22 protein-coding genes are annotated in these 24,970 nt (G+C 41.1%); 6 read left to right on the top strand and 16 right to left on the bottom strand.

Translation table 11 applies throughout. The annotated features are described in order from the left end of the window. Nucleotides 1–3: 3 nt before the first annotated feature. A complete protein-coding gene (gene metK, locus F824_RS0104300; protein WP_019596630.1) occupies nt 4–1,257 on the bottom strand; it encodes a methionine adenosyltransferase in 1,254 nt (417 codons plus the stop codon). A gap of 526 nt (nt 1,258–1,783) precedes the next feature. Here metK and F824_RS0104285 point away from each other — a divergent pair. Both F824_RS0104285 and F824_RS0104280 read left to right on the top strand, forming a co-directional pair. Beyond that, nucleotides 1,784–2,947 (top strand): AIR synthase related protein, encoded by a 1,164-nt coding sequence (locus F824_RS0104285; RefSeq protein ID WP_019596627.1) that lies wholly within the window; start codon nt 1,784–1,786, stop codon nt 2,945–2,947. A 79-nt stretch (nt 2,948–3,026) separates the two neighbouring features. After that, nucleotides 3,027–4,376: a hypothetical protein gene (locus tag F824_RS0104280; RefSeq protein WP_019596626.1), complete on the top strand. Its 1,350-nt coding sequence runs from the start codon at nt 3,027–3,029 to the stop codon at nt 4,374–4,376. Here F824_RS0104280 and F824_RS0104275 read toward each other — a convergent pair. Further along, the gene (locus tag F824_RS0104275; RefSeq protein ID WP_019596625.1) at nt 4,356–5,198 is read right to left on the bottom strand and encodes a hypothetical protein; all 843 of its coding nucleotides are present in this window, start codon (nt 5,196–5,198) and stop codon (nt 4,356–4,358) included. The two genes, F824_RS0104280 and F824_RS0104275, sit on opposite strands and share 21 nt — an antisense overlap. Before the next feature lie 355 nt (nt 5,199–5,553). On the opposite strand from F824_RS0104275, the gene F824_RS0104270 reads away from it, so the two are divergent. Then, nucleotides 5,554–6,192 (top strand): GDSL-type esterase/lipase family protein, encoded by a 639-nt coding sequence (locus F824_RS0104270; protein WP_019596624.1) that lies wholly within the window; start codon nt 5,554–5,556, stop codon nt 6,190–6,192. 263 nt (nt 6,193–6,455) lie between these two features. Here the strand turns inward: F824_RS0104270 and atpG are convergent, their stop codons facing one another. The 10 genes from atpG to F824_RS0104220 form a co-directional block, all read right to left on the bottom strand. Further along, nucleotides 6,456–7,331 carry an ATP synthase F1 subunit gamma gene (atpG, locus tag F824_RS0104265; RefSeq protein ID WP_019596623.1) on the bottom strand — a complete coding sequence of 292 codons (876 nt, stop codon included), beginning with the start codon at nt 7,329–7,331 and terminating at the stop codon, nt 6,456–6,458. Nucleotides 7,332–7,416: 85 nt separating this feature from the next. Next, nucleotides 7,417–8,994: a F0F1 ATP synthase subunit alpha gene (atpA, locus tag F824_RS0104260; RefSeq protein WP_019596622.1), complete on the bottom strand. Its 1,578-nt coding sequence runs from the start codon at nt 8,992–8,994 to the stop codon at nt 7,417–7,419. Nucleotides 8,995–9,025: 31 nt separating this feature from the next. Then, on the bottom strand, nt 9,026–9,586 hold the full coding sequence (gene atpH, locus F824_RS0104255) for an ATP synthase F1 subunit delta (protein WP_019596621.1): 561 nt from the start codon (nt 9,584–9,586) through the stop codon (nt 9,026–9,028). 8 nt (nt 9,587–9,594) lie between these two features. After that, the gene (gene atpF / locus F824_RS0104250; RefSeq protein ID WP_026333488.1) at nt 9,595–10,089 is read right to left on the bottom strand and encodes a F0F1 ATP synthase subunit B; all 495 of its coding nucleotides are present in this window, start codon (nt 10,087–10,089) and stop codon (nt 9,595–9,597) included. An 88-nt stretch (nt 10,090–10,177) separates the two neighbouring features. After that, nucleotides 10,178–10,435: an ATP synthase F0 subunit C gene (gene atpE, locus F824_RS0104245; RefSeq protein WP_019596619.1), complete on the bottom strand. Its 258-nt coding sequence runs from the start codon at nt 10,433–10,435 to the stop codon at nt 10,178–10,180. A 46-nt stretch (nt 10,436–10,481) separates the two neighbouring features. Beyond that, nucleotides 10,482–11,504: a F0F1 ATP synthase subunit A gene (gene atpB / locus F824_RS0104240; RefSeq protein WP_019596618.1), complete on the bottom strand. Its 1,023-nt coding sequence runs from the start codon at nt 11,502–11,504 to the stop codon at nt 10,482–10,484. Nucleotides 11,505–11,522: 18 nt separating this feature from the next. Next, the gene (locus tag F824_RS0104235) at nt 11,523–11,909 is read right to left on the bottom strand and encodes a hypothetical protein (protein WP_019596617.1); all 387 of its coding nucleotides are present in this window, start codon (nt 11,907–11,909) and stop codon (nt 11,523–11,525) included. 24 nt (nt 11,910–11,933) lie between these two features. Then, nucleotides 11,934–12,188 carry an AtpZ/AtpI family protein gene (locus tag F824_RS0104230; RefSeq protein WP_022582278.1) on the bottom strand — a complete coding sequence of 85 codons (255 nt, stop codon included), beginning with the start codon at nt 12,186–12,188 and terminating at the stop codon, nt 11,934–11,936. Beyond that, on the bottom strand, nt 12,154–12,591 hold the full coding sequence (locus F824_RS0104225; RefSeq protein ID WP_019596615.1) for a bactofilin family protein: 438 nt from the start codon (nt 12,589–12,591) through the stop codon (nt 12,154–12,156). The genes F824_RS0104230 and F824_RS0104225 overlap by 35 nt, the downstream gene beginning before the upstream one ends. Nucleotides 12,592–12,594: 3 nt before the next feature. Next, nucleotides 12,595–13,467: a M23 family metallopeptidase gene (locus F824_RS0104220; RefSeq protein ID WP_019596614.1), complete on the bottom strand. Its 873-nt coding sequence runs from the start codon at nt 13,465–13,467 to the stop codon at nt 12,595–12,597. Between the two features lie 112 nt (nt 13,468–13,579). On the opposite strand from F824_RS0104220, the gene porW reads away from it, so the two are divergent. The 3 genes from porW (at nt 13,580) to uvrC (ending at nt 20,401) form a co-directional block, all read left to right on the top strand. After that, nucleotides 13,580–16,225 (top strand): type IX secretion system periplasmic lipoprotein PorW/SprE, encoded by a 2,646-nt coding sequence (gene porW, locus F824_RS0104215; RefSeq protein ID WP_019596613.1) that lies wholly within the window; start codon nt 13,580–13,582, stop codon nt 16,223–16,225. 21 nt (nt 16,226–16,246) lie between these two features. Further along, a complete protein-coding gene (locus F824_RS0104210; RefSeq protein ID WP_019596612.1) occupies nt 16,247–18,523 on the top strand; it encodes a penicillin-binding protein 1A in 2,277 nt (758 codons plus the stop codon). A 66-nt stretch (nt 18,524–18,589) separates the two neighbouring features. Then, a complete protein-coding gene (gene uvrC / locus F824_RS0104205; protein ID WP_026333487.1) occupies nt 18,590–20,401 on the top strand; it encodes an excinuclease ABC subunit UvrC in 1,812 nt (603 codons plus the stop codon). Nucleotides 20,402–20,415: 14 nt separating this feature from the next. On the opposite strand, the gene porN is transcribed toward uvrC, so the two are convergent. From porN to porK, 4 genes are all read right to left on the bottom strand, one after another. Further along, a complete protein-coding gene (porN, locus tag F824_RS0104200; RefSeq protein ID WP_236613217.1) occupies nt 20,416–21,201 on the bottom strand; it encodes a type IX secretion system ring subunit PorN/GldN in 786 nt (261 codons plus the stop codon). A 74-nt stretch (nt 21,202–21,275) separates the two neighbouring features. Next, on the bottom strand, nt 21,276–22,877 hold the full coding sequence (gene porM / locus F824_RS0104195; protein WP_022582277.1) for a type IX secretion system motor protein PorM/GldM: 1,602 nt from the start codon (nt 22,875–22,877) through the stop codon (nt 21,276–21,278). Between the two features lie 40 nt (nt 22,878–22,917). Then, complete coding sequence (gene porL, locus F824_RS0104190; protein ID WP_019596608.1) at nt 22,918–23,718, bottom strand: type IX secretion system motor protein PorL/GldL; 801 nt, start codon at nt 23,716–23,718, stop codon at nt 22,918–22,920. A gap of 45 nt (nt 23,719–23,763) precedes the next feature. Then, nucleotides 23,764–24,858, bottom strand: coding sequence for a T9SS ring complex lipoprotein PorK/GldK (porK, locus tag F824_RS0104185; protein WP_019596607.1), 1,095 nt, complete (start codon nt 24,856–24,858; stop codon nt 23,764–23,766). Between the last annotated feature and the right edge of the window lie 112 nt (nt 24,859–24,970).

Genomic DNA, 24,970 nt, shown 5'->3' with positions numbered 1-24,970 from the left:
TTATCAAAGGTTGAATGCTTTTTCTATCTTTTCCACATAGTCCAACTTTTCCCAAGTGAAAAGTTCCACTTCCAAGGTAAGTGGTTTTCCATCTGGGGTCTTGAAGGTTTTGGTCACCACTTCATTCACACGGCCCATGTGTCCATAAGCTGCTGTTTCTTCATAAATGGGGAACCTCAATTTCAAACGTTGCTCAATGGCATAGGGTCTCATGTCAAAAATCTCTTCAATCTTTTTGGCGATTTCACCATCAGAGAGTTTCACTTTTGCTGTTCCGTAAGTATTGACATAAATACCCATTGGTTTGGCTACGCCAATCGCATAGGAAACCTGAACCAATACTTCGTCTGCCAATCCCGCTGCCACCATGTTTTTTGCAATGTGACGGGTTGCGTAAGCTGCAGAACGGTCAACTTTGGAAGGGTCTTTCCCGGAAAATGCTCCTCCTCCATGGGCTCCTTTTCCACCGTAGGTATCTACGATGATTTTTCTCCCTGTCAAACCCGTGTCCCCATGTGGTCCCCCAATGACGAATTTCCCTGTTGGATTGATATGGTAGGTGATTTTATCTGTAAAAAGTGCCTGGATTTCCGGAAGAAGCTGCTCCTTCACCCTAGGGATCAGGATATTGATCATGTCCTCTTTGATCTTGGCCAACATAGTAGCTTCGATATCAAAATCATCGTGTTGCGTTGAGATTACAATGGCATCAATTCTCGTTGGCTTATTGTCATCATCATATTCAATAGTAACCTGCGACTTGGAATCGGGTCTTAAGTAAGCAATTTCGCTGTTTTCCCTTCTCATCGCTGCCAATTCCCTCAAAATTCTGTGGGAAAGATCCAATGCCAAAGGCATGTAATTGCCAGTTTCCTTGGTGGCATAACCAAACATCATTCCTTGATCTCCAGCGCCTTGTTCTTCGGGATTGCTCCGGTCCACACCTTGATTGATATCGGGAGATTGCTCGTGGATTGCCGAAAGCACACCACAGGAGTTCCCATCAAACATATATTCTCCTTTGGTATAACCAATACGGTTGATCACATCACGGGCGATTTTTTGAACGTCAAGGTAGGTGTCCGATTTCACTTCTCCTGCCAAAAAAACCTGTCCGGTGGTAACCAACGTTTCGCAAGCTACTTTGGAGCGGGGATCGAAAGCCAAAAAATTATCAATCAAGGCATCGGAAATTTGATCTGCTATTTTATCAGGATGGCCCTCAGAAACAGATTCAGAGGTAAATAAATAGGGCATATATTTTTATTTAATTTGTTTTTAAAATCAGTCCGTAAAAATACATTTTCAAAAGGAAATAAAAAATCCAAATCATTTTACCTTAAATCAAAAGGCAAAATGAAAAGACACTTAAACTTCAAGTCAACTTGAAATCAGCGGCAATCATTCCTTTGTAATTTTCAACACAACACCCTTGAGCCTTGAAAAAAAAGCTTCAGAACTTCAAACCTATCGATTTTCTGTCTTTACTTTTTTGGGGTTTGATAAAATTTCCAAAGATTAAATATAGGAAATTGAAATTTACTTTGAAATTTAAAAAAAGCAAAAAATTCCATTTCTTCAATACTTGCCGTATTGAACCTTTTTGATTTGCCAAAAAAAAGGCAAATCGGTGGGGATGGTACTGGTTTTACCCATCAAAACACAGTTATGCATATCAAATCCCTCATCCAAAAAGCTTTTAAACGGCAATCTTTCAATATTCATCCCCAATCCAAACAGAATCCTTAACTTTGCATTTCCAATAACGCTCACCAATAGCCCTATGAACGAACGGTATATGCAAAGGGGGGTTTCTGCCTCCAAAGAAGATGTCCACCAAGCAATCTCAAAATTGGACAAAGGCCTCTATCCCAATGCTTTTTGCAAAATCGTGGAAGACAGCCTAGGCAACGATCCGGAATATTGCAATATCATGCATGCGGACGGGGCAGGCACCAAATCTTCCTTGGCCTATATGTACTGGAAAGAAACCGGTGATCTAAGTGTTTGGAAGGGAATTGCACAGGATGCCATCATCATGAACACAGACGATCTCCTCTGCGTGGGTGCTGTGAACAATATTCTGGTTTCTTCCACAATCGGAAGAAACAAAAATCGAATTCCCGGCGAAGTCATTTCTGCTTTGATCCACGGAACCGAAGAAGTTTTGCAAATGCTCAGGGACCATGGAGTGAATGTGGTCCTCACAGGTGGGGAAACTGCCGATGTGGGCGACCTGGTAAGGACGATCATTGTGGACAGTACCGTTACTTGTCGGATGAGAAGGGAAGATGTGATTTCCAATGAGGCCATAAAACCCGGAGATGTCATCGTCGGTCTGGCTTCTTTTGGCCAAGCCAAATATGAAGATGCTTACAATGGTGGAATGGGAAGCAATGGCCTCACCTCCGCCAGACATGATGTTTTTAACAAAGTACTGAAAACCAAATATCCTGAAAGTTTTGATCCTGCCGTTCCCGACGACTTGGTGTACTCAGGAAAATACAACCTCACAGACCCTGCACCTGGAACATCCGTCAACATGGGCAAACTGGTACTGTCCCCTACCCGAACCTATGCCCCTATCATGGTGGATGTGTTGAAATACTTAAGGCCAAAAATCCATGGTATCGTCCATTGCAGTGGTGGCGCACAGACAAAAGTGCTCCATTTTGTGGACAATGTCCACGTCATCAAAGACAATCTCTTTGAAACCCCGCCACTTTTCAAAATCATCCAAGAAGAAAGCAATACCGACTGGAAGGAAATGTACAAAGTCTTCAATATGGGCCACCGTATGGAGATCTATTTGGACGAAAGATATGCGGAGGAAGTGATCGATATCGCCGAATCCTTCGGAGTAGAAGCACAGATCATTGGAAGGGTTGCTGCGAATAAAGGCAAAAAAGTAACCATTCAGAGCAGTCACGGTATATTTGAATATTGACATTTGTATCCGCCATCAACAAAACTTTAGTGGATCATTCTCCCTTTAAGATAAATTACCGGAACCCCAAAGCATCAAAATGAGTCAAAAAAAGTCCATCATCCAAAAATCCTTGCACATCATGGCTTGGATATTGGGAACAATGGCGATTCTGGTTCTTTTGACGATTACATGGGTGGATTGGGAAGATTACAGAGAGAAGGATTATTATACCGAAACGATGTCCGATCTGCAGGAGTTACAATTCAATTCCTCAGCATCAGACACCTGGATGGTGGGTTGGTCAACCATCAATGCGACTCCTGAACAACCCACAGCCCTTGTCGGGTACCGACCTAGGGGCAATTACGAATTTGTACTGGACAGCTCATATGTCAAAACCCTGGTCCTCGGAAATGGAAAAAAGAATGTGGCGATTCTCAATTATGAATTGCTGATTGTCCACCCCTATTTGTCCAAAAGAATCCAAGCCGCCATTCGCAGTGAAAATCTCCCCATAGACTTTGTTTATTTTACAGCAACACATACCCACAGCGGGCATGGCGGATACATTCCCGGCTTGATGGGGAAATTGGCATTCGGAGGATTTGATGAAACCATCGTGTCCCTTTTGGAACAAAAAACCATTGTAGGCATCAAATCGGCTTTGGCAACGCAGGATACCGCTGTTCTTCACTACCAAATGGCAAATGCAGACAGTTTGGTCGCCAATAGATTCAAACCGGAAGATCCCACCGACCCTTTTGTACGCCAATTGGTTTTCGAAAAAAGAAACGGTCAAAAAGGCACTTTCCTGACCTATAGCGCCCATCCCACTATCCTAAGTTCCAAGTATATGGGTTTGTCGGGGGATTATCCCTTTTATTTCAACAAAGCCTTGGAGCAGAACGGATACGTTTTTTCACTTTTTGCAGCGGGAACTGTTGGGAGCCATCGACCGGTAGCAAATGGAAATCAACCAGAGGATGTCAAACAATATGCCTTAGACCTGAACAAAAAACTGCCAAACCAAAGCGAAAAACCAAAGAGGATCAACAAGGCCAAAATCCTGACAGCCTGCTTACCCATTGAATTAAGGGAAGTCCATTACAGACTCAGCGACAATATTCGGTTGAGACCATGGATTTTCAATTGGGCTTTCGGGGAAACGAATGCCCACTTTGACATCCTTGTCTTGGGAAATACGCTGCTCATCGGCTCCAGCGGCGAAATCTCAGGCGTATTTTACGACAAATGGGAAAAGAAAGCTGCAGAATTGGGCTTAAATTTGATCATAACCTCTTTTAATGGTGGCTACATCGGCTACATTACGCCGGATAAGTATTACCAAGAGAAATACCACGAAGTTCGGGACATGAATTGGTTTGGCCCTTACAACGGCGCTTATTTCGATGAGATCATCGGTGCCTTAATTGAAAAGCAGCAATAAAAAGGGGAGTAAAAAGGAAAGCTCCAATCTTCTTCGCATAAGCTCGGGGTTCTGGCCTGCTTTCAGAAATTGGATGGCGTGAAAGAGTAAGATCAGCAAAAGGATCCCTGAAAAAATATGGAAATAGGAGGGCAACCAGAGCAGTAAACCCACAAAATACATCCCTCCAAAAACACCGAGTCCAATGATCAAAACTTCCAGTTGCCCTTTTGATAGAAAACTCAGAATAGATTCAAAACCATCTTTTTTATCCGAATCCCTATCTTGATAGGAAAGAATCAAAAGATTCAACCAAGCAACCAAAACATAACCAAAAGCCAGAAAGTAAGAAGAGCTGTTGATCAATTCCCGATCCGCTTTCAGGAAAGGCACCAGTAGGATTCCCAAAACATAAAAAAGCGCGATTGAAATTTCCTTAAGCCATACCGCCTGAGGAACAAGCTTGCGGATCACTACCATCCATAAAACCATTGTTACCCCCAAAGCCAGACCCGGGAGCAATACATAATGCAAAGATTCTGAAAGAATGACCAAAGCAGTTCCTAGTAAGCCCATAGTTCCCCAGCAAGCAAAAATCGTTTTAAAGTATTTTTGGTGAAAAGAATGTCTTTTTGTTTGTGCAATTTCTTTCAAACTCCATACATCAATAAGGTGGTCTAATGTATATACCCCCCAAACCGCCAAAGCCAACAAGAGATATTCAAGCGCTCTTGGATGGACTCCAAGGACAGTGGAAAAAAACACCATCCCTGCGACCGCTCCGAAGACCACATCCAAAGAGAGCAAATTGAGTTTTTGGTGGATTTTTTGAAGACCTTTCATATTAAAAAATAAAGATAGCAGCTTCATTAAAATTATCCAGTTTTAAAAGGTTAACACTGGACAATTTTCTAAATTGGCCATGTAGAAAATCAATCAAGTGTAGAGATTAAAACCATAATATGCATTTGGTTTCCTAATGGACATTAAAACGCCAAGAAAATCAAACTATCTGGTGCATAAGACAATTAACCGATTTGGTGCAGTCTATAGTCGCAACCAAAGATTAATTTTAAAGCCATTTTAGGCTCGAATAAAATTGGTTATGCTTAGAACGGGTAAAGTTGACATCCTTCCATTTAGCTCTCATTAATTATTATTTTACTTTCAAACCTCAATAAACCATTCATCTACTGCTATGAAAAAATCATTTCTGGGATTATTCATGATCCTCATCAGTGCGGGTTTTTCCTTTTCCCAGTCACAAATCAAAGTCGCGTGTATCGGCAACAGCATCACGCAAGGCCCGGGAAGGGACAATCCAGAAAGTTACCCGCTACAGATGCAAACCATTTTAGGGGACAAATATGATGTCAGAAATTTTGGGGTAAGTGGTCGGACGCTTTTGAAAAATGGAGACTTCCCCTATTGGAATGAACCCCAATATCAGGAAGTTTTGGCTTATACACCGGATATCGTGGTTATAAAATTGGGGACAAATGATTCTAAACCCCAAAATTGGAAATACGCAAAGGAGTTCAAACAAGACTATTTGGATTTGATCAGTTCAGTAAAAGCATCCATGCCTGAAGACGGAAAGATTTATATCTGCCTTCCGGTTCCTGTTTTCCAAACCAATTATGGCATCACTGAGAATATCATCAGGGAAGAAATGTTGCCAATCTTGCTGGACATTTCTAAGGAAACAGGTATAGAAATCATTGATCTTCATTCTCCATTTGAAGGAAAATCGGATTTGCTTGCCGATGGTGTGCATCCCAATACGGAAGGACTCGGCATCATGGCAAAGGTAGTTGCCGAAAAAATCAAAAAATGATCTTTGTTTAACCCGTTTTATGCATTATGAACTCCATTTAAAATTTTAATTTACTGATAATCAATTAGGTGTTGGCTAATTTTGACTTCACCCTATTCCTATTGGTGTCAGGAATTTTTCTCGCAATAGTCTGATTTTCTTTCAGTTTCAATCCCATTTGGAAACCTATTGCATATTTCAGGTTGAATGTTATTTTAAAGCACACAAAAAAACCAAAGCTCTTTCAAGCTTTGGTTTTTTTGTGTGCTTATGGGATTCAAAAATTATTTCCCACCAAGAGCGTTTGCTCCGGAGACAATTTCCAAGATTTCATTGGTAATGGCAGCCTGTCTGGTTCTGTTGTACATCAACCTCAGGTCTTTCAATAGATCACCTGCGTTCTCGGTTGCTTTGTCCATAGCGGTCATACGCGCACCATGTTCAGAAGCATTGCTTTCAAGAATCGCTTTGTAGAATTGAATCTTTAAGGAAGTTGGAACCAAATCCTCGATGATAAATTCTCTTGAAGGTTCAAGGATATAATCCACATCTGCACCTTTTATTACTCCCTCTTCCGCTATTTTCTCCATCGGAAGGAATTTTTCAACGATTACGTTTTGCGTCGCCACATTCTTAAATTCGTTGTAAACCAAAACGATCTGATCATAGTCACCGTTGACAAATCCATCCATCACAAAATCAGCAACCCTTCTCACATTTTCAAAAGTCACTTCTGAAAAGACCTGATAAAACTCACCGATAAACTTGTTGTCTTTCTTTTTGAAAAACTCAAAAGCTTTTTTTCCCAGGGGAAGTATTGTGACGTTTTTATCTGCAAAACGTTGGACGATAGCCAAATTAGCCGCCTTGAGAATGTTGGAATTGAAGGCTCCACAAAGACCTTTATCGGAAGTAATCGGTACGATCAAGACATTTTTTACTTCTCTTTTTTCTGCAAAAACAATGTCCTCATCGCCTTCGCTGGCAGAAGAAACATTATTCAAAATGGCAGTCAATTTCTGGGAATAAGGACGCATTTGGATGATTTTATCCTGCGCTCTTCTCAATTTAGAAGCAGAAACCATTTTCATGGCCTTGGTGATTTGCTGCGTCGAAACTACAGAATTAATCCTTTCTTTTACTTCCTTTAAGTTAGCCATAGCTTATTGATGTACTGACGAGGTCAATAGATATAAATTCTTATTGACGCACCCGTCTGGATGCGTCAATAAGAATTGAAGATGATTATTTAGCGTATTTTGGAGTCAATTCTTTTGCTGCAGTTGCAAGCAATTTACCAGCAGTATCAACGTCCCCTTTCTTGATCGCAACCAATGCTTCAGGATAAGCCGCTGACAAAAGGTTGTAGAATTCCTTCTCAAACTCCCTTGATCTGTCAACAGGAACTCCATCCATAAGCCCTTTTGTGGAGGCATAGATAATGGCCACTTGGTATTCAACAGCTACTGGAGAATACTGGGCTTGCTTCAGGATTTCCTGATTTCTTCTACCTCTTTCAATCGTCCTTTTGGTAGTTGCATCCAAATCAGAACCGAATTTAGAGAAAGCTTCCAATTCACGGAACTGTGCTTGATCCAACTTCAATGTACCTGCCACTTTTTTCATGGACTTGATTTGAGCATTACCACCCACTCTGGATACCGAGATACCCACGTTGATCGCAGGACGGATACCAGAGTTGAAAAGATTGGTTTCCAAGAAAATCTGACCATCCGTGATGGAAATCACGTTGGTTGGAATATAGGCAGAAACGTCACCAGCTTGTGTTTCGATAATCGGAAGTGCAGTCAAAGACCCTCCTCCTTTTACCAAATGCTTGATGGAATCTGGAAGATCATTCATCTGACGGGCGATTACGTCCGAACCGTTGATTTTAGCGGCTCTTTCCAACAACCTTGAGTGAAGATAAAACACGTCACCAGGATATGCTTCTCTTCCCGGAGGTCTTCTCAATAGCAAAGAGACTTCTCTGTAAGCTACAGCTTGCTTGGAAAGATCATCATAAACCACCAATGCCGGACGACCGGTATCTCTGAAAAACTCTCCAATAGCCGCTCCTGTGAAAGGTGCAAAAAACTGCATTGGTGCTGGATCAGCAGCTGAAGCAGCAACGACCACTGTATAAGGAAGGGCTCCGGCTTTTTCCAAAACTGCAACCACACCGGCTACCGTAGAGGCTTTTTGTCCGATGGCCACATAGATACAATAAACTGGCTCACCCTTTTCGTAAAATTCTTTTTGGTTAATAATCGCATCCACGGCAACGGCAGTTTTACCTGTCTGACGATCACCAATGATCAGTTCCCTTTGGCCTCTGCCAATTGGGATCATCGCATCGATGGATTTGATTCCTGTCTGCATCGGCTCATTCACCGGCTGCCGATATATAACACCTGGGGCTTTGCGCTCAAGGGGCATTTCATAAAGCTCTCCCAACAATGGACCTTTCCCATCAATTGGATTGCCTAGGGTATCGACAACACGACCGAGCATGCCTTCTCCAACATTGAGGGAAGCAATTTTCTTGGTACGTTTTACGACATCTCCTTCTTTCACTCCTTTGGAATCACCGAAAAGTACGGCTCCAACGTTATCTTCTTCAAGGTTAAGCACCATTGCTTTCAGACCGTTCTCAAACTCGAGCAACTCACCCGCCTGAGCTTTAGAAAGTCCATAAATACGGGCTACTCCATCACCTACTTGAAGGACAGTTCCCACTTCTTCAAGTTCAGCTTGCGTTTTAGCTCCAGAGAGTTGTTCTCTCAGAATTGCTGAAACTTCGTCAGGTCTTACATTTGCCATGCTTATATCTTTATACTGTTATTGCTAATTTTTAAAACTTCTTTTCATAAAGGTTTTGGGAAAATTCAAGTCGCAGCGCTTTCAATTTGCTGTTCAAGGATTCGTCCAATTGCCTGTCATTTACTTTCAAGATAAAGCCACCGATAATCTCAGGGTTTATTTTTTCTATCAACTCCACTTTTTCCAGACCCGAAATCTCTTTCACTATCTCGATAAATTCCTTTTTCAGCTTCTCATCGATGGGAAAGGTGGTCGTCACTGTTGCCAATTGGATCCCTTTGCTTTCGTTGTATTGATTGTGGAATTCTTTAGCAATCTCCATCAATACATTGTCTCTGTTCTTTTTGGAAACAATCTCAAAAAAAGGCAAAGTCAATTCCGATGAACCTTCGGGAAAGAGGGCTTTTAGAATTTTAAGCTTTTTATCTGAGCTGACAATGGGACTATTCAGCATCACCCCCAATTCAGGAGTTGCTTTGTCCAAGGTCAACAGTAATTGCATGTCTTGGTGTACTTCTTCAAGGATACCCTTTTCAATGGCAAGTTCCAAAATGGATTTGGCGTATCGGGAAGCTACTCTAATAGATGACATGGGCGGATTTAATTTAACTTAAGATCTCTAACAAATCCCTCTACCAACTCTTTTTGAGCTGAATCGGAAGCCAAATTCTTTCTCATCAGCTTTTCAGCTACTTCCAAAGTCAAAATGGCAATTTGGTTTTTCACTTCTGTCAAAGCCGCTTTTTTCTCGTTTTCAATGACAGCTTTGGCATTTTCAATCAATTTGGCACCTTCTGATAAGGAAATCTCTTTTGCTGCCTCAATGATTTTGTCCGATGCAGCATGCGCGGTTTTCAAGACTTCGTCTCTTTCCATTCTGGCTTCCATCAAAAGCTTTTCGCTTTTTTCATGGATGTTTGCCATTTCATTTCTAGCCAACTCTGCTGCGTGAAGTGCTGCTTCAATGCTGCTTTCCCTTTCGTCCAATGCCGACAAAATCGGTTTCCACGCAAATTTCGCCAAGATAAAAAGCAAAATCGAGAAGCCGATTATTTGCCAAATCATCAAGCCTGATGAAGGTATTATAAGATCCATAAAGAATTATATTTTAGTTATTATCTCTGTTTTGTTCAATAAAAAGAAAAGATAGGGTTGACTTAATGCCAACCCTATACATTTTTTCTTAGAAAGTGTAACCTTCTTTCAAAGCAATAAGTAGACAAACTACCACTGCGAAAAGAGACACAACTTCGATAAGTGCCGCGATGATCAACATGGCAGTTTGGATTTTTCCAGCTGCTTCAGGTTGACGAGCGATACCGTCCATGGCTTGACCACCGATTCTACCAATACCAAGACCTGCGCCTATCGCGACAATTCCGGCACCGATTCCAGCACCCATAAGTGCAAGACCGGCTGATAACAAGATTGAAGTTAACATACGTGTGTATTATTTATATAAATTGAACAAAGAAATTACGCATTCATTAATGGTGATCGTGTTCCGCTACTGCCTGACCGATGTACATGGCAGAGAAGAGTGTAAAGACGTAGGCTTGAATCGTGGCAACCAAAATCTCAATCATATTGATAAAGACGACCATGATGGTACTGGCAAAGCCCACTGCCATGGATTCAAACACAAAGATCAATCCGATAAAACTCAAGATCACAATGTGCCCCGCGGTAATGGCGACAAAAAGTCGAACCATCAATGCGAAAGGTTTGGTAAATAAGCCGATGATCTCCACAGGGACAATGACCAATAAGAGTGGAAGCGGGACTCCAGGAGTCGCTACCACGTGTTTCCAATAGTCTTTGTTTCCGTTTAGATTGGTTACGAAAAACGTAAATATCGCCAAGGTTGCTGTTACTGCGATGTTACCGGTCATGTTGGCTGCGCCTGGGATCAAACCCATTAAGTTGCCAAACCAGATAAAGAAAAATATGGTCAGTAAATAAGGCGTGAATTTTTTGTATTTGGGACCGATGTTAGACAAGGCGATTTCATCTCTTACAAAAACCACCAAAGGCTCTATAAATGAAGCCACGCCTCTCGGTGCAGTATTCGGATGCTTCTTGTAATGACTCGCCGCAGAGAGTGTCAATGAAATAACGACGATCAACACAATGAACAACATGGCGACATTTTTTGTGATGGAAAGCTCAAGGAAGGATCTGTCCTCAACTTCAGCTTTCAAATGGTCATGTTCATCAATATAGAATCCGTTTTTTCCATATTCCCTTCCAAATGCATGGGTCTCAGGATTCTGAAAATCTGAAGAGCTGAACACTTCCAAACCAGAGTCTTTTGAATAAACAATCACGGGAAGGGGAAGGGTAATGTGCGTATGCCCAAAAGTGGCAAAATGCCATTCATGGGAATCCTTCACGTGATGCATGATAAAACCAGTTTTATCCTCCTCATCAGAAGCAGCAACAGCCACATTCGCAAGCGGTAATAAAAGTGCTGTCAATAAAGCAGTTAGCCAAAGAAATTTACGAATCATTAAATGAATTTTTAAAACCTATTTCGAATGAGGGCGCAAATTAGCCATTAAGCTGTATATATCAAACAATAAGAATAAGAAATAAATAGCAAAGAAATTGGCCACAAACAGAATTTTATTCTCGACACCCAGTACAAGGAGTATTGCAACGAAGCCTGCACTGGCAATAAATCGAATAACTGTTGCTCCTAAAAGGATATTTGAAGAATTTTCTTTGCTCAACTTCATGAGGTATTGGACAAATAGCCCTGAAGCCCACACCAACAAAGCAAAAAAAGAAAGCACTTTCCATACACTTTCATGGATTAACTCGGGCATAATAAAATTTTGCAGCGAATAAACAATTCCTGCAATGACCAAGGAAAAGGAAAGGACTTTTAAGGTAAATATCAAGATTGGCTTCATGACCGTGTGAATCAGGTCGCAAATCTAGGGCTTTTTATTTTTCTGTTGCTCCTTTTCATCATTTTTAAGCGAAATGAAAAGTTGATAAAACGAAACAGCAATGGATAAAAAACAGAATGTCAATAGCCACACCGGGAAATTCATCTGACTTTTTTGCTGGATTTCCCAACCCAACCAAGTTCCCAATCCGATAACGGCGATCATTTGGAAAGACAATCCGATGTATTTGAGGTAGCTTGGGGAGTTATCCCGTGGCACTTTGTTTTCCTCTTTGCTCATTTTTGTCTTCAGATTTGGATACCACCATCGCATTTGTGTTCATCTGGCATTTCCCATTGAAGACCGCTCCGTTTTCCACCACAAGTTTTTGGGTCGTAATGTTCCCCGAAATAATTGCGCTTCTTCTAAGAAATAATATTTCGGTACATGTCACCTCACCCTCGACTTTTCCGGAAATCTCTGCCTCTACAGAGGTGATATTTCCCTTGATCACGGAGACTTCCCCGATGACCACTCTCCCTTTGGAATAAATAGTTCCATCTACAGAACCTTCTATTCGGATATTCCCCAAAGCCTGGATATCACCTGTGATCCTGGTTTCTTTGGAAATCACATTGCTAGTGTCAGTTTGCTCGACTGCAATAGTTCTTTTTTCCTCGATTTTCTCGCTTTTGTTGAACATAGTCTAATCAAATGTTATGAAATGCTGTGGATTCAATGGTTTACCTTTATACCATAATTCAAAATGAAGATGGTGCCCTGATGAAAGTTCGCCGGTGTCACCGACAATGGAAATAATCTCGCCACTTCTTACCAAGTCACCCATCCTCTTCAAAATTACCGAATTATGCTTATATATGGAAATCAATTCATTGGAATGCTGGATACCAATGATAAACCCGGTTTCCAATGTCCATACTGCCAATATTACCGTTCCATCACCGATTGCTTTGACGGGCTCATCTTCCTTGGTCACCACATCTATCCCAAAATGCCCCTTTTCTGGTTGGAAGACCGCGGTGACCACGCCTTTGATGGGGGAAAAAAAATAAGTATCTGTGAAAGGCGCTGAAGCCATTGTTTTCGGATTGGAAAAATCCAAGGGAGCCGATTTAAATTCCTCGATTATGGCTTTTGTTGCCTGGCTTTCTTGGTAATTTCCCTCCTGGACATTTCCCCGATTTGTCAAACCCTCTCGGCGGGAGATTTCCTGTTGCTCCTCGCTGATGTTTTCTCCGGAAATAATCCCCTGGATATTTTTCAAATATGCATCTCTTTGGCTGACTTCCACCGTCAGTGAGTCTATGGCCTCGGACAAAGCAAGAATTTTGGTGATGTTTTCGGATTCCACAAACTCAGGGTCGTACCAAGACCTTAAAAAAGTCCTGGACATCAACAGCGAAAAACCAAAGGCACACAAAAAGAACAAAACCAAAATCAGCGCAACACGGATCTTGGTGATGCTAAAGGAAGTGATCACAGAAAAATCATCTTCCTTTCTGATTACGAAAAGAAATTTGGTTTTTATCCAATCTTTTAATTTTCGCTGGATCTTCAAGCCATGGTGGGTTTATGTTTTGATGTCTTCAAAAATATAATATTAACCAAAAGCGTTTAATTAATTGAATCAAATGGAGTATTTTGGTCATTATTATAACGTACCCCTTCGCATGCACGCAAAATCAAGTCTGGTTATTTTATGTTTTGCCCTGCTTTTATCAGCATGCTCATCGGAGAAAAACACCTTCCCCAATAGATTGTACCACAATACGACCGCAAAATACAATGCCTTTTTTCTTGCAAAGGAGAAGATCATTGAATTGGAAAACTTATTTCAAAGCCAGCACCAAGAAGATTACAGCCAGATTTTACCGATTTTCTACCCGGTTGATAGCGCAACTATCGAACAAAACGAAGCTCTCTTAAAAGAAGCCCGAGAACTTGCTTCAAAGGCCATCGATTGGCACAGGATAAGCAAATGGGTGGACGACAGTTATTTTTTGATCGGGTTGATCGACTACTACCAAGCAAATTTTGATGATGCCATCAACACATTCAAATACATTAACGTCAACAGCAAGGACAAGGATTTGCGTCACAGAAGTCTTATCCAGTTGCTTCGGATTTTTACCGACCTCAAAAAGAACGAAGATGCAGCATTTGTGATTGATTATCTTTCCAAAGAATCCAAAATCAATCCCGATAACAAATTCCTCCTGTTCAAAACATTGGCCTATTATTATGATACTCGTGGGGAAATCAACGGAAAAATCGGAGCATTGGATAAATCCCTTGAATTTGTAAAAGACAAAAAAGACAAATCAAGAATCAATTTTATCCTAGCGCAACTCTATAAACGGGAAGATTTGGATGCCTTGGCCTTCAGTTATTATGGTGAAGCGGAAAAAGGAAACCCACCCTATGAGCGAAGCTTTTTCGCAAAACTTTATGCTCAGCAAGTCGCGGAATTAAATAAAAGCAAGGATTTGCAACGCGTCCGCAACTATTACAGCAGCCTATATGACGACAGTAAAAACAGGGATTTAAGGGATGTAATCCTGTATGAAAGGGCCCTTTTTGAATTGAAACAAAATGGAGAAGAGGAAGCCGAGCGCTTACTGACCCTTGCGGCAAAGGAGGAAGGAAAGAATCAAATCCAAAAAGGTTATATCTACGAAAAATTGGCCGATATCCGTTTTGACCTTAAAAAAGATTACAGAGCGGCCAAATACTATCTAGACAGTGCCTTGGTTTATTTCAAGCCAAGCGATCCTTCCCACTCCCCCATCACGAAAAGGAAGGAAGTGCTGGACGACTATGTCATCCATTTTGAGACCATTATCAGGAATGATAGCCTTATCGCCTTAAGCCTCCTGACTCCAGAGGAACAGGAATTGATAGCTGATGCATTCATCAAAGGGGAGGAAGAAAGACTGCTTAGGGAAGCTGCAAAGAAAGAGGAACCAAAGAGCTCCGGAATCTTTGAGAATCTTTTGGCTTTTAGCGGCAGGGGATCAGGTGAAAACTTCTATTTCGACAATGCAGTGGCCCTTCAGCAGGGATCCATTGATTTTTTCAGAAACTGGGGAAACAGGACACTGCAGGACAATTGGAGGAGAAGTGGTCAGGGATTTCAAAGTGCCATTTCAGAACCTGAGCAAAATATTGAAATCAAACCGAGTCCCTCAGACAGTATTCAAGTTGAGGACGAAAAACCTTTGCTTGGGCAACTTCCGGACAAGGAAAGTCTCATGGCCCAGATCCCAAAAACCGAAGAGTCTCTTAAGGTCCTCAGGGAAGCGCTTGACATCTCCTATTTTGAACTGGGTAAGCTTTTGTTTTTGGACCTGAAAGAACCAGATCCCGGCATTGGATATTTGGAAAACCATATTGAAAAATATCCAAATTCTGTCAAAAAGCCCGAATCCTATTACCTGCTCTATCTTGCACAAACCGAAATCAATGGAGATGCCAGACGCTATGTGGAAAGGCTCAACAAGGAGTTTCCGGAATCTCCATTTACCTTTTCTGTCAATAATCCCGAAGGGGCAACTGGCAATCTGGCATACTTGGAGTCGTCCAAAAAATATGAAGAGGCCTATTCCAAGTATTATTCGAGGCAATATCAGGAGGCAAGATCAATCATCCGTTCAACTCTGGAAGCTTATCCACTTACCCGAAATACCGAGAAATTCATGCTTTTGGATATTATGGTGTCAGGGAAAATCGATGATCGGGAAAGATACCAATCCCGATTGGAGAATTACATTCAGAATACCGAAGATACTGGACTGTTAAATATGGCAAGAAATATGCTGATAGCTTTGACAGGCGAGAAACCAAAAACAGAACAAAAAAATGAAGGATTAGAGGCTGTTGCACGTATTTCAGAGGAAGGAGATGACCGAAAATCAGAATCGGATTCCGAAGAAGCAGAAGAAGTGACTCCTTACAAAGAAAATCCTAACCAAACACATATATTTGTCATCGTCTTAGAACCAAAGCAGGCAGCGGAAGCGAAGGGCTTGCTGGCGGATTTGGAAAATTTCCACAGTCAAAATTTCTCCAATGCACGGTTGAGGACAGGAAATATGAACCTAAATTCTGAAAATGCGATTTTCATTGTAAGTCCGTTTAACAATGCCGAAAGGGCATTGGCCTATCGCGAAAAGTTCATGCAGGATTTCAACACCAGCTCCTTGAATTCATCGGACAAAGACAACAGTTTCCTGATCTCCATAGAGAATTTCCAGGAATTGAATAAAAGAAAAGACATAAACGAATACAGGAATTTCTATAAAAAAACATACCAGTAAATCTTCAAGTAATAAAATAAAATGACCCAAAAAATTATAAAATATATTTGGATAACTTTCACTGTAGGCCTAGCAGGGTTTATTTTGTTTATCTGGGCAGTAAGTGGAAATTTCTTAGGCTTGTTTGGTGAATTGCCGGATTTCAAAGCCTTGGAAAACCCCCAAAGCGAGCAAGCATCCGAACTCTACTCTGCTGACGGGGTACTTCTCGGAAATTATTTCCGTGAAAACAGAAGCCCGGTCACTTACAATGACCTCTCCCCAAATCTTGTCCATGCACTTATTGCCACTGAAGATGTGCGGTTTGAAAAACACTCCGGCATCGACTTCCAAAGCATGGGCCGTGTACTGTTCAAATCTCTCATTTTGAGACAATCCGCCGGTGGAGGTAGTACCTTAAGTCAGCAAACAGCAAAAAATCTCTTCAAATTGCGAACCCAGGAATCCCAAGGCTTACTGAGTAAAATCCCGGGCTTGAAAATGCTGATTATCAAAACCAAAGAATGGATCGTCGCTACAAGATTAGAGAAGAGTTACACCAAAAATGAGATTCTTACGCTTTATTTAAACACATCCGAATTCGGGAGCAATGCGTACGGAATCAAAACGGCAGCAAAAACCTTCTTCAAAAAAGAAACCAACAATCTTAATATCCAGGAATCCGCGACCTTGGTAGGTCTCTTCAAAGCTCCTTCTTATTACAGTCCTGTTTACAATCCTGAAAACTCCCTGCGAAGAAGAAATACCGTCTTGGGACAAATGGAAAAATATGAATATCTCACTAAGGCAGAATATGATTCGATTTCCAAACTCCCTGTAGAATTGGATTATAGAGTGGACAACCAAAATCAAGGCTCTGCCACTTACTTCAGAGAAATCATCAAAGCGGATTTGATCAAGTGGACCAAAGAAAATTTAAAATCGGACGGTTCAACTTATGACCTTTTTGGTGATGGGTTAAAAATATACACCACAATCGATAGCCGCATGCAACGCCATGCTGAAGAATCTGTGGACGAACACATGCGGGAACTTCAGAAGAAGTTTGAAAAGGAAATCGGCAACCGTGATCCTTGGATTGACAATACGGGAAAAGTGATCCCAAATTTCTTGGAAACTGCTGTAAAGCGGACGGAAACCTATCGTTTGTTGGTCAACAGGTATGGACAGAATTCTGATTCTATCCAAATCAAATTGAACGAGAAAAAGAAAATGCGCGTATTTTCCTGGAATAGGTCAGAAATTGACACGCTTATGAGTACCATGGATTCATTGCGTCATTATAAAAAGCATCTGCAGGCCGGTTTTGTATCCATGGATCCAGAAAATGGGCATATCAAGGCCTGGGTAGGTGGTATCAATCACAAACATTTCAAGTATGACCATGTGAAACAGGGAAAAAGACAGCCAGGTTCTACATTCAAGCCTTTTGTCTATGCTGCTGCCATCGAAAATGGTTACAGTCCTTGTTATACCGTCATGGACCAGCCTGTTCAGGTCAACATTCCTGGACAACCTGCATGGAGTCCAAAAAATGCCGATGGAAAATTTTCCTACACCAACATGACGATAAGAAGAGCAATGGCCCAGTCCGTGAACTCTGTTACCGCCTATATGATGAAGAAATTAAGTCCAAAAGTAGTGGTGGAAACAGCACACAGGCTTGGTATCACCAGTGATTTGGAGGAAGTTCCTGCATTGGCCTTGGGTACAAGCGATGTGACCATATTCGAAATGGTCGGGGCATTTGGCACCTTTGTTAACAAGGGTGAGCATATCGTACCTTTTTATATCGATAGGATTGAGGATAAAAATGGCAATGTCTTACAGCAATTTACGCCAAGGAAAAAACCGGCAATGAGCGAAGAGCATGCCTACTTAATGTTGTACATGTTGAGAGGTGGATTTGAGGAAACAAGAGGAACAAGTCAAGGAGTTTCCAGAGATATCAGAGACAATGGAAATGAATTGGGCGGAAAGACAGGAACCACACAAAATGCCTCCGATGGTTGGTACATGGGTGTCAGCAAAGACTTGGTAAGTGGTGTTTGGGTTGGAGGAGATGACAGAGCCATTCACTTCAGGAGTTGGATTAGTGGGCAAGGTGGCCAAACGGCAAGACCCATTTGGGTGAAATATATGGCGAAGGTTTATGCTGATCCAGCATTGAACATTACCAAAGGCCCATTCCCTCGACCGGAAAGACCATTGAGCATAGAAATCAATTGTGATCAATATGAAATGGAAAGCAATCAATTCAGTGATTTCGATTTTGATCCGAAAAAAAATGATTTCTAAAATTCTTTTTTGACAAGCAAAAAAAGCAGCCTCGGAAGAGGCTGCTTTTTTTATATTTACAGCATCATGGAAGCCTCCTTTTACACACCGGACCAAAGCAATCTATTACCCGACCAGCCTGGGGTATACAAATATTATAACAGTGAGAATGAACTGATCTATGTTGGCAAAGCAAAGAGTTTAAAAAAACGGGTAGCAAGCTATTTTACCAAAACAATTGGGTTGAATTACAAGACCAAAAAGATGGTCAAGGAAATCAGAAGGATTGAGATCACGATCGTTGATTCAGAATTTGATGCCCTCTTGCTGGAAAACAACCTGATCAAAAAAACCCAGCCCAGATACAATATTTTATTAAAAGACGATAAAACTTATCCTTACCTCCTGCTTACCAAAGAGCCCTTCCCAAGGATTTACCCAACCAGAAAGATGATTCAGGGAAAGGGAATCTATTATGGTCCTTTCGCCAGTATAAGAGGAATGAACAATGTCCTGGAGTTGATCAGAAGCTTGTTTACCATTCGGACATGCAAACTTGATTTGAACCCCTACAAAATTGGCGAGCAGAAGTACAAGGTCTGTTTGGAATACCATCTGGGAAATTGTCTTGGACCCTGTGAAGGCCTACAAGGAGAGCCTGATTATCTCAACGAAATCGAGCAAGCGAAAAACATTCTTAAAGGAAACCTTGGCGTCCCAAAGGCATATTTCAAACATCAGATGTTGAAATATGCTGAAATGATGGCTTTTGAAAAGGCGCAATTTTTTAAAGACAAAATGGAGTTGCTGGAAAAATATCAGGCAAAATCATTGGTCACCAGCCCTTCCATCCTCGATCTAGATGTCTTTGCGATAGAAACAGATGAAAAAAGCGCATATGTGAATTTTCTTAAGATCAAAAGAGGGGCAATCATCCTTACCAAAACAGTTGAACTCAAGAAAAAGCTGGATGAAACAGACACCGAACTTCTTTTGACTGCCATAGTAAGATTAAGGGATCAATTCCAGAGTGATGCCCAAGAGATTTTGGTCAACATTGATTTTGAGGAGGAATTTGAGGGATTGAACATCACTGTACCGAAAATCGGAGACAAGAAAAAACTTGTGGAACTCTCCCTGAAAAACGCCAAATTTTACAAAAAAGAAAAAGCACTCGCTTCTGGAGAAGTCCAAGACAAAAAATTCAGGGTACTAAAACAGTTGCAATCCGACCTTTCTTTAAAGGAGCTTCCAGATCACATCGAGTGTTTTGACAATTCTAACATCCATGGGACCAATCCAGTGGCAAGTATGGTTTGTTTTTTAAATGGAAAGCCTGCAGTGAAGGAGTACCGGCATTACCACATCAAGACAGTCGAGGGTCCGGATGATTTTGCGAGCATGACTGAGGTGGTTGGGAGAAGATATAAGCGGCTTTTGGAGGAAGCGAAAACACTACCAAAGTTGATTGTCATAGATGGTGGCAAGGGGCAATTGTCTTCCTCAGTGGAAGCACTGAAGCAATTGGGGATTTATGGTAAAATTCCAATTATCGGAATTGCCAAAAGATTGGAAGAGATCTATTTTCCAGAAGACCAATATCCGTTGCATATCGACAAGAAATCGGAATCCCTCCGACTTTTGCAAAGAATCAGGGACGAAGCCCATCGGTTCGCCATTACTTTCCACCGGGATTTGAGAAGCAAACAGGCATTGGGATCATCACTCACGGAAATTGAGGGGATCGGGCCGGAAACAGCGGAAAAATTGTTAAAGCAATTCAAATCTGTGAAAAAAATTAAAGAGGCCAGTGTGGAATCCCTCGAGGCGGTAATTGGAAAAAGTAAGGCGGATAAGCTTATTCAATCCTTCAAGGACATAAAAAAAGCGGGTGATTAAACCCGCTTTTTTTATTACCATTCCCAAAGTCCACTTTCGAACTCCAAGAGACTGTATTCATATTCAAGTGCATCGAGAAAAGCCTGCAGTTGGGGATTTGGATTGTCTGCCCTTACCATGTCCGCAACCAATGCATCATCTGAATTGGTGTATTTTCGAATCACCGATCTGAACAATCTCAAATCAAAGGCCTGATCATAGGTCAAATTTTTAGCTGTGTTCTGAAAATTCAACCACTTTGCCTCTGGATGATCTTTGAAATGATTGTAAAAATCCTTGTACCGAATATAAGCGATAGTCTTCTGACCTGCATTGGAATTTGTAGGGGAAGGCATTACCAACTCTAAATATTTAATATCAAACCTAACCTGAGAGTGATGTTTGTCGAAGATAAAATCCTCTCTAAAATCCAAATAATAAAGATTTTTTGAGAAAATACTGTCCCCATTTGCCGCCAACCAGTAATTTTCCTGGAAATCAGCGATGGACAAAGGCTGCTTAAAATCCTCGTCTCCAAATACCTCTAGGGCATTGTCATCCACAATGGCTTTGTAGATTTGGCTGATGATCCCGTTGTTTTTGGTATCCCCAGATCCATAAAGAGGAAGATTGTACTTTTCCCTAAGGTCTATCCTTCTCCAAACGGCAACTTGATACATTTTGTCATCCTCCCTGATCGGTCTGGCAGAAAATACGGTATCCACTTTGAATTGACGATCTCCAAAGACAGTGGGACTCACACTTGTGGCACCCTGCCCCATTACATCAGTCCCGAGCATTGTACCCAGGAGAGATAGCATTCCAATTAGTTTAACATGTAGTTTCATATGCCTTTTCATTTAAAGAGGATGTCCAAAACACATCTCTTGATCAATTATTTTATTGCAATCCTAATAATTTCAGATTGGTTGCTCTTGATTTTGTTTCCACGGAAATTCGTTCGTGTCACTTCAGTAACTCTTACAATCAGATTATCTCCGCTTTTGGCTGCGGCCAAAAGATTCCTGATCCCAACATTCTTACCCGTGATGGTAACTTTATCTCTAGGAACTTCATTTCTAAGGAGAATTACCTCTCCTCCTGTAACTTCAAAATTAGAGTCCCTTGCCATTGTCCTTCCAAAATTCGCTTCGGCAATTGCCTCAATGATCAATGATGAAGGACCTGGAGCTGGATAAGCGGTACTCAAATCTATCGGGCCCCTTGCGTCATAAGGACGAATACTAGGCGCAGGAACAGGTTTGATATCATAACTCACATCACCGATTTTATTTCCACCACTGCTTACTCCAATGACCGTTTTTCCAGAATTCCCTGGAATTACAGTTACTTGGCCTGGCTTGCTTCCTTTGATGATGCTACCATTATTAATGCTAAAATCAGGTGCATAACTGTTTCCCAATGCAGGAACATCAATGGAAAGGTCGTTTGCACAGTCAGCGTAAAGCTGATTGACTACTTCAGAAGTAACCTTGATAATCGGTTGGGCCACGTAGTATTCGTATTCCACGGGCAAAACTTTGTCTTCACCACCGACATTCGTTACGATTTCACCTTTTAGGACTCTTTTTGCAAGACCTCTATCATCGTATTGACCTGCCGGAGCTACAGTGAATTCAATTTTACCAAATCCGTTTTCAACTGGGATTGCTTTACCATCCAATCTCATGATAGGGGCGGCTGTAGAAGAACTTGAAGCGATGTACATATCTCCCTCAAATTTTGTACCTGCTGCGACAACGTTTGACAATGCTGCAACTCTTGCTTCCACAATATCCGCTTTGAAATAAAACGAACCGATGGATTTTGTTATTTCAGATAAGGACTCACTTTCTATGTTCAATACCTCATTTTGAAATTGAGAGATCAAAGCCATTACCGCTCCAACAGGGGATTTCACAAAATTCAGGTTGACAAAGTTTTTACCTCTGACATCCGGATCGTTTTTGAACAAATCAATATCCTTTGCATCTTTTGCGATAGGCTCAAATGTAAGGTCAATCCCAATCTTTGCCAATACCTCAGAAATTTGAGCAGGGTAAGCATTCAGCTTCTCTTGCATCTCAAATCCTTTCTTATTGTTATTGAAAATATTACCAGGTACATCCACATTTTTCAATGCGGAGTTATTATAGGTTCCTTGGTCGTTTTTTGCATTGGATACCGTTATCAATTCTTGCTTGAGATCCTCCAAATACGAAAACACTTCCGAAGTGATTACCCTAACTTCCTTTGCTGCACCTACTTTTGGTACATCTTTGGCATTGTTTCCCTGCGATTCTACTGTACTTTCAATAGAAGTTACTGTAAACTCATTTTTTTGAATATAATTCCTTGATGTTCTTTCCAAACCATCGTTCAACAAGACAAACTTCTGAAGAATTTGATTGCTTACCTGAAGTGCCAACAATGCTGTCAGCACCAAGTACATCATTCCAATCATCCGTTGCCTCGGTGTCTCTTTAGTACCAGCCATAGCTCTTTTCTAAAATCTTAATTAATAATTAATAAAAGGACTATGATTTCATGGCTGATAACATGCCACCATATATTTTATTCAAAGAACTCACGTTGTGATTCAATTTTGCCAATTCATTTTTGAAAGCCTCGGTTTCTTTACCGGCTTCGCTCAAACCTTCCATTGCGGAAGTAACATTGGAATAGAATTTATTGAGTGCTTTTACATGACTATTGGCATCCTGAAGTTCCATTTCATAGACTACATTCAGGGCCGATAGGTTCTTAGTCACAGTCAACACTTGGGAATGATACGCTTTGGCATCACTAGAAGCAGCAGAAAGTTCAGTCAAAACAGCAGCTGTTTTGCCATAGGACTGATTCATTTCCACCAATGATTTTGAAGCGTTTTTCACATTCGATGCATATTCGTTTGTAGCAACTGCAGCATCTGCCAAATTCCCCATCTTTTGGGCAGAAGAGGCAAGATTTTGCATTCCTTTACCCAAACTATCAATCAATTCCGGGCCGATTTTGGCATTGGAAAGCATTTCGTCGAATTTTTGTGAAACACTTTCACCGCCACCGCTTTTCACTGATTTCCTAACAGCAGGTTCTTCACCGGCCAATTCAGGATATACTTTAGTCCAATCAATCTCATCACTTTTGGGTTCAAATGCAGAAAGGAAAAATATGACTGCTTCGGTAGATAGACCAACCCCAATCATTAAACTGGCAAATGGCCAATCCAAGATTTTGAACATGGCTCCCAAAATAACAACAGATGCACCAATACCATAAATTTTAGGCATGATACTAAAATAGAATTTGTGCTTGAATGAATTTTTATTGTTTTCCATTGGTGATAAAGGTGATTTGTTGTTGGTAGGTTTTAAATTTTAAAATTATCTTTTTCTTCTTCTATTATTACTTACATCCATTGAACCAGATCTTCCGATAAAGGTCATTGCGGTTCTAAAGCCAATATGGGCAGCTTTTACATCTTGGTATTCATATGTCCTTGTACTTGTTTCCAAATAATGGGCCACATCTTTCCAAGATCCACCTCTAACAACTTTTCTTGGCTCGTTGGGATCATGGTTTATTGGATCCAAATCCCAAGTAAGTGCACTACTTACTGGATTGTAGGCATCAAGTACCCACTCCGCAACATTTCCAGACATATTGTAAAGGCCAAATCCATTTGGTGCAAAGACGTCGATGGGGGCGGTGTAGGCAAATCCATCATCGATGTAATTCCCTCTCCCTGGTTTAAAGTTAGCCATTAGGCAACCTCTTTTGTTTTTGATATAAGGACCTCCCCATGGATACTTGGCAATGTCTTTTCCACCTTTTGCCGCATATTCCCATTCCGCTTCTGTAGGAAGCCTGAATCTCGGCAAATCAAAATCAGATTTATCGTTGGCGTTCATGTGATACGTTCTCCACTCCGCATATTTCTGTGCTTGCTCCCAGCTGATTCCTACAACTGGATAATTGTCAAAAGCTGGATGGTCAAAATAGAATTCCATCAATGGATCTCCGTAGTGATAGGAAAAACTAGTAGACCAAACAGAAGTGTCTGGCATAACCTCATCCAAATTGAATTGTGGTGGATCTTTTAAAGTAGTCGGTGTGCTGTAAGAATACTCCCCCGCTCTAACCGCTTCCAAAAATTGTCGGTATTTGTTGTTGGATACTTCATACTTATCCATGAAAAATTCCGAGATGGTAACCTGTTTGTTAAATGCAGATTGGGTATATCCAATGTCCTCATCTGCTTGCCCCATCCAAAAAGTACCTGCTTTGACTGCAACCATATCGATGGGAAGGTTTTGTTGCCAGTTGGTTCTTTTTGGAACGCCGGTTACTTCACCCCTTCTATTGTCTTTCTCACTCGAAGACCCTTTTTTCCCCAGAAGGCCGCAACCTTGAAGAGTAGCGGCGACTAAAAAACCTGCTATAAGGGGTAAAAACCTAGAGTTCATTTTTGTATACATAAACAACACAAATTAAGTTATATAAATAACTAAGGATAATTCAAATTTAACGAGCCTGAAATTTAATGCAAAATCCGAGAAAAACACAAATTGCATATCAATTTCGGGTATT

Source organism: Rhodonellum psychrophilum GCM71 = DSM 17998 (assembly GCF_000381545.1).
GTDB lineage: Bacteria > Bacteroidota > Bacteroidia > Cytophagales > Cyclobacteriaceae > Rhodonellum > Rhodonellum psychrophilum.
The sequence above is the reverse complement of the archived record's forward strand: the minus strand, read 5'-3'. Positions and strand labels throughout refer to the sequence as shown.

Bases quoted from the DNA above. Each gene is read 5' to 3' on its own strand.
- metK (WP_019596630.1), bottom strand. From the start codon at position 1,257: ATGCCCTATTTATTTACCTCTGAATCTGTTTCTGAGGGCCATCCTGAT.
- F824_RS0104285 (WP_019596627.1), top strand. From the start codon at position 1,784: ATGAACGAACGGTATATGCAAAGGGGGGTTTCTGCCTCCAAAGAAGAT.
- F824_RS0104280 (WP_019596626.1), top strand. From the start codon at position 3,027: ATGAGTCAAAAAAAGTCCATCATCCAAAAATCCTTGCACATCATGGCT.
- F824_RS0104275 (WP_019596625.1), bottom strand. From the start codon at position 5,198: ATGAAAGGTCTTCAAAAAATCCACCAAAAACTCAATTTGCTCTCTTTG.
- F824_RS0104270 (WP_019596624.1), top strand. From the start codon at position 5,554: ATGAAAAAATCATTTCTGGGATTATTCATGATCCTCATCAGTGCGGGT.
- atpG (WP_019596623.1), bottom strand. From the start codon at position 7,331: ATGGCTAACTTAAAGGAAGTAAAAGAAAGGATTAATTCTGTAGTTTCG.
- atpA (WP_019596622.1), bottom strand. From the start codon at position 8,994: ATGGCAAATGTAAGACCTGACGAAGTTTCAGCAATTCTGAGAGAACAA.
- atpH (WP_019596621.1), bottom strand. From the start codon at position 9,586: ATGTCATCTATTAGAGTAGCTTCCCGATACGCCAAATCCATTTTGGAA.
- atpF (WP_026333488.1), bottom strand. From the start codon at position 10,089: ATGGATCTTATAATACCTTCATCAGGCTTGATGATTTGGCAAATAATC.
- atpE (WP_019596619.1), bottom strand. From the start codon at position 10,435: ATGTTAACTTCAATCTTGTTATCAGCCGGTCTTGCACTTATGGGTGCT.
- atpB (WP_019596618.1), bottom strand. From the start codon at position 11,504: ATGATTCGTAAATTTCTTTGGCTAACTGCTTTATTGACAGCACTTTTA.
- F824_RS0104235 (WP_019596617.1), bottom strand. From the start codon at position 11,909: ATGAAGCCAATCTTGATATTTACCTTAAAAGTCCTTTCCTTTTCCTTG.
- F824_RS0104230 (WP_022582278.1), bottom strand. From the start codon at position 12,188: ATGAGCAAAGAGGAAAACAAAGTGCCACGGGATAACTCCCCAAGCTAC.
- F824_RS0104225 (WP_019596615.1), bottom strand. From the start codon at position 12,591: ATGTTCAACAAAAGCGAGAAAATCGAGGAAAAAAGAACTATTGCAGTC.
- porW (WP_019596613.1), top strand. From the start codon at position 13,580: ATGCACGCAAAATCAAGTCTGGTTATTTTATGTTTTGCCCTGCTTTTA.
- F824_RS0104210 (WP_019596612.1), top strand. From the start codon at position 16,247: ATGACCCAAAAAATTATAAAATATATTTGGATAACTTTCACTGTAGGC.
- uvrC (WP_026333487.1), top strand. From the start codon at position 18,590: ATGGAAGCCTCCTTTTACACACCGGACCAAAGCAATCTATTACCCGAC.
- porN (WP_236613217.1), bottom strand. From the start codon at position 21,201: ATGCTATCTCTCCTGGGTACAATGCTCGGGACTGATGTAATGGGGCAG.
- porM (WP_022582277.1), bottom strand. From the start codon at position 22,877: ATGGCTGGTACTAAAGAGACACCGAGGCAACGGATGATTGGAATGATG.
- porL (WP_019596608.1), bottom strand. From the start codon at position 23,718: ATGGAAAACAATAAAAATTCATTCAAGCACAAATTCTATTTTAGTATC.
- porK (WP_019596607.1), bottom strand. From the start codon at position 24,858: ATGTATACAAAAATGAACTCTAGGTTTTTACCCCTTATAGCAGGTTTT.